Below are 4635 nucleotides of genomic sequence, written 5' to 3'. Positions count from 1 at the left end.
TCTACGACGAGCAAAAGTAATAAAGGATTGGGTCAAGGTCTTCCCCCAGTTCTCAAAATTATTTTCACTGCCTTTATTAAAAGATTTTTCACAAATTCCTTTTACAGATTTTCCGCAAAAGTTCATACCAATAACCTCTGCCTTTTTTCCTTCGGGTGATGTTTATTGTAAAACTTCCTTAATCCTTTTAATGTCACCTTTGAGTAAAGTTGAGTTGTTTGTAATGAGCCGTGTCCCAAAAATTCTTGGATATAACGAATATCCATTCCATTCTCTAATAAATGTGTCGCTATTGAGTGTCTTATTATGTGTGCGGATATTGGTTTTGATATTCCGCTAACTCTGGCATATTTCCTGAATAAATCACACATACCCTGCATCCAAAATGGTGTCCCTGAAAGTGTAAGAAATACTGTGTCATTATTATTTCCATTTAATAATTTAGGTCGGATTATTCTAATGTATTCTTTCAGATACTCGGTGGCTATTTTGGTAAGCGGGAGTATTCTTTCTTTACCACCCTTTCCGTCCTTAATTATACAAATTTTTTTCTCTAAATCCAAGTTATTTATTTTCAATTTCCTTAATTCCGTGTTCCTCATTCCAGTTGAGTAAAACAACTCAAATATTGTCCTATCTCGGTAGCCAATTACTGTATCGGTTCTTGGTATTGAGAGAAATTTATTTATTTCTTCCTGTGAGAGAATCGTTCTCGGCAGTCCCTTTTTTATCGTCGGTATTTCCATATCTTTTGCTGGGTTGTAAAGTATTGTTAAATTCTTCGTCAACCATTCAAAGAAATATTTGACGGGTTGTAATTTCGCTGCGATACTTTGTTCGGCATATGGTTTATTGTTTTTCGGTTGACGGAATTTCCTTAACATCGTGTTATACTCGGTAATCATTTCACTACTTACATCAGCAATTTTGTTTATTCCTTTTCCCTTTAAAAATTTCTCAAAATGTTTTATTGCGTAACCAGTATGTTCTATCGTATCAACAGAATAATTATTTATTCTTAAATGTTCCAAATATTTCTCTCTTAAATTCGTTATCTCTGTTTTAATTTGTTGCATAATTGTATTTGTCCTTATTCCCTGCCGGGATTTTTATTTCATCTGAAAACTTATTTATTGTAATTGTATTTTTATTGATTTCTCTCGGATGATATTTTTTTAATAGTTCCCGCAGTTTTTCTTTCTCTATGTGAGTATAAACCTGTGTCGTCTGGATTGTTTCGTGTCCCAAAAATGCCTGAACATACCTGACATCCATACCGCTTTCCAATAAATGTGTGGCTACACTATGGCGAAATGAATGACAGGGTGCTACTTCTTTTGTTATCCCTGCTTTCTTTATGTATCTCTTGAGCATTGTATCAATCCAACCCTGTGATATTAAACCACCATACACAGTCAAAAACAAAATTCCATCTCCTGTCTTTGATTTTACTTCCCAGTTATTCCCAGAAGGTCTTGGACATTTTGCTAATTCTGGGCGTATCTTTCTTAAATATCTATTAAGAAACCTGCAAGTAGGTGTGTTAAGTAAAACATACCTGCTTTTTCCACCCTTGCCTTTATTTACTCTTAAAACTTTCTTCTCTAAATCAACATCACTTACTTTTAATTTTATTAACTCACCTGCTCTTATACCTGTTGAATACAAAACTTCTAAAATTGTTCTATCACGATAACCCAGTGTTGTTCTTATCTGCGGTTGTTTCATTATCCTGTTTATCTCCTGCACTGTCATTATTCCTCTCGGAAGTGGTCTTTTATCCTTCGGTATTTGCCAACCTTCCGTTATATCCCGGTAAATTATTCCTTTCTTCACAAGATACTTAAAAAAGTTCCTTACCGACATTAACCGGGTGACTATTGTTGAACTCGTCAGATTATTTCCTTTCTTTGTTTTGTATCTCGTTAAATATCCTTTGTAGTTCTCTAAATTTTCATGATTCACTTTTTTTATTTCTTTTATTCCATCTGCTTTTAAGAAATTTAAGAATATCCTGACCATCTGTTCTGTCTGTCTGACAGTAAAAACAGAAAATCCCTTTAACTGTCCGTGTTGCAGATAATATTCTTTTAACTGGTCAAGTGTAAATTCATCAGACATATTGCTCTGCTCCTGTTATACCCACCCCGCCTTTTATTCGTTTTTGGCAAACTTTCCCTACTTTCAGACTTTTATTTTCTTCCTCGTCAGTATTTTCTACTCTTTCATCGTCTCCCTCTTGGCAAACCTTACCAGACCTATCAGACTTTTGAATAAGTTTATCAGGGTCAGTCAGCCCAAAAAGATATTTTTTACCACCATTCCCCTCATACTGCAACTCATACCGATACATTTTCCCACGCTCACTTTTAGAAATTAAAAGATATTGTAAATCCTCTAATTGTTTAATATGTGCCTTTATCTGACTATCACTCCAACCAGTATATTCTCTAACATCTCTCCTATTAAACCTGAAGTCCTTCTGACCAATCTCTTGCTCTTTGCATTTTTCATCTACCATCTGTTTTATCATTTTTAGCAACTCACGAGATGGACGGGAAAGTTCGTCAGCACTCGTTCCGAATATTTCTGATATGAGTTTATTCGCTTCCTTTATGTCTTCTTTTTCTACCTCAATATATTCAATTTCTTTTCCGTTGTGGTTAAATGTTTTCTTTTCTCGCTGGTATTGGTAAAGAAATGCAATCGCTTTAATAAGTGATAGATATTTTTCATATTCACGCCTCATCTCCAACTTTTCTGTCGGAAAACTTAACTGCTCGGCAAAAGAATTTATCACAACTAACTTTTTAAGCAATCGCTGTGCGTTCTTGTGAAGTGTTTTTATATCCGAAATTTCAAATCCATTTTTTACACCAGCAAGAGTTTCTTGTTTCTGTTGTGCCTGATGAATTTTGTTTGTCTGTTCTTTGCCTTCGTCAAGTGAAAGTGTCCAACATCTCGTTGCATTCTCGTAATTGATTGCTGGTTGTGTTGTAGAAAATAACAGGGCAATTGGTCCCTCAACTTCATACTCTGCTGTCGTCATTTTACCTGTTATTGTGTCTTTCACCGGTGAAACAAGTTTAAGTTTTTTAGACGAGATAAGTTCTCGTATAGGATAATTACTCCCGAATAACCCCTCTTCTTCACCCGCAATTAAAAGTTTATGTTTCAGTCCTTTTTCTCCAAGATAATACAACGCCTTCGGTGTTAGCCGTGTGCAATTTATCAAATCCTCCTCTGGCACTAACTCGGATAAATATTCTAATAATTTACTTTTACCTGCACCACTACGAGAAATAATCACACCCGAAAGTGGATTTTCTAATTTCCGACTGATTGTAATGAGATAACCAATTTTTTTATTCGTATCTTCGCCGACATAACCTAATATTTCTAAATGCTGGACAACTTTTTCTAATATGTCGGGTGATTTCAGAAATTCCATTGCCTGTTCTTCCTCGTCAACTGTCATCTGATATATTTTCTCATCCGTTGTTTTGATTTCTTTTTTCTCTCTCATTTTCTCTAATTTTGTAATAATAGAACATAAATCACTTTTGATTACCCTGTTTTCTACCTCGTATAATTCTGCCACTTGTCTGATAAAATTTGCCCTGCTATTTGATGAATACAGGTCAATCGTATCTATATGAAAAATTGTCTCACCACTTGCTTTGATATTTACCCTCAATCTCTCTGGGTTTATATCATCTAATTCTTTCACTTCATATTTTCTCTTTCCAAATTCAAATAACACTTTCTCATTGGTAATTTTTGCTATCCCCTCACCAATCTTTGTTTCCACTGGTTCGGCTTCGGTGAGTGCCTTCTCAAAAATTTCTTTTGTCATTTCATCACCGATTTTCACTCGGTAGCAGGGTAAATCTATCTTTGTTAATTGCGTTTCTATGTTTTTATTGTCAACAGTAAGATAAATTTTATTAGGTCTGTATCGTCTCAAAAATTCTAAATGAGTGTCATTTAAGATATGAAATACGGGAATAACATTGTCAAAACCCAACTGAAATATTTTTAACGAAGAAATTATCCCATCTGCAAAAATGATTTCTTTGCTCTTAAATGCTGACCAGTTTAATATACCGACTGGTGAATTATTCAAAAATATTTCCATCCCGCCTGCCCCGTTTTGCGAAGCAACATCGGGATCAATTATCCTTTTGCCAATTATATCCACTATGTTGTCATCAGAGTCAATTACTGGAAATACAACACAGTCAAGAAAATATTCCTTGTCTTCCATTAAAATTCCAGTTTCTTTGAGAGTATCTTTTACCTCACCTTTTGTCGGAATCGCTTTTAAGAGAGAACCATCAGCAAATCCAATCTTAAATCTCTCAAATAATTGTTCGTCATATATACCGAGTGAGTTTAAGTATTCCTTACCTTTTTTGTTTTTTCTGAATTTATCTTGATAAAATCTGACTATATTTCCTAATAATTCTTGTTTATTTATTACTGACTGCATAATTCCCTTTCTCCTTTATGAACTTTTGCGGAAAATCTGTAAAAGGAATTTGTGAAAAATCTTTTAATAAAGGCAGTGAAAATAATTTTGAGAACTGGGGGAAGACCTTGACCCAATCCTTTATTACTTTTGCTCGTCGTAGA

3 protein-coding genes are annotated in these 4635 nt (G+C 34.4%); all 3 read right to left on the bottom strand.

What is annotated here, in order from left to right; all coding sequences use genetic code 11:
- Nucleotides 1-122 precede the first annotated feature (122 nt).
- From AB1349_12840 to AB1349_12830, 3 genes are read right to left on the bottom strand one after another with little or no spacing between them, the layout of a single operon-like run.
- Entirely contained in the window at nucleotides 123-1076 is a 954-nt protein-coding gene (locus AB1349_12840; GenBank protein MEW6558213.1) for a tyrosine-type recombinase/integrase, read from the bottom strand.
- A complete protein-coding gene (locus AB1349_12835) occupies nucleotides 1063-2121 on the bottom strand; it encodes a tyrosine-type recombinase/integrase (GenBank protein ID MEW6558212.1) in 1059 nt (352 codons plus the stop codon). Before AB1349_12835 ends, AB1349_12840 begins: the two co-directional genes overlap by 14 nt.
- Nucleotides 2114-4492 (bottom strand): hypothetical protein, encoded by a 2379-nt coding sequence (locus AB1349_12830; GenBank protein MEW6558211.1) that lies wholly within the window; start codon nucleotides 4490-4492, stop codon nucleotides 2114-2116. Before AB1349_12830 ends, AB1349_12835 begins: the two co-directional genes overlap by 8 nt.
- Between the last annotated feature and the right edge of the window lie 143 nt (nucleotides 4493-4635).

The organism is Elusimicrobiota bacterium (genome assembly GCA_040757695.1).
Taxonomy (GTDB): Bacteria; Elusimicrobiota; UBA8919; order UBA8919; family UBA8919; genus JBFLWK01.
This window is presented reverse-complemented; position numbering and strand designations above follow the sequence as displayed.

What these genes read in the sequence shown, in the direction of transcription:
- AB1349_12835 (MEW6558212.1), bottom strand. Translation starts at nt 2,121, where the DNA reads ATGTCTGATGAATTTACACTTGACCAGTTAAAAGAATATTATCTGCAA.
- AB1349_12830 (MEW6558211.1), bottom strand. Translation starts at nt 4,492, where the DNA reads ATGCAGTCAGTAATAAATAAACAAGAATTATTAGGAAATATAGTCAGA.
- AB1349_12840 (MEW6558213.1), bottom strand. Translation starts at nt 1,076, where the DNA reads ATGCAACAAATTAAAACAGAGATAACGAATTTAAGAGAGAAATATTTG.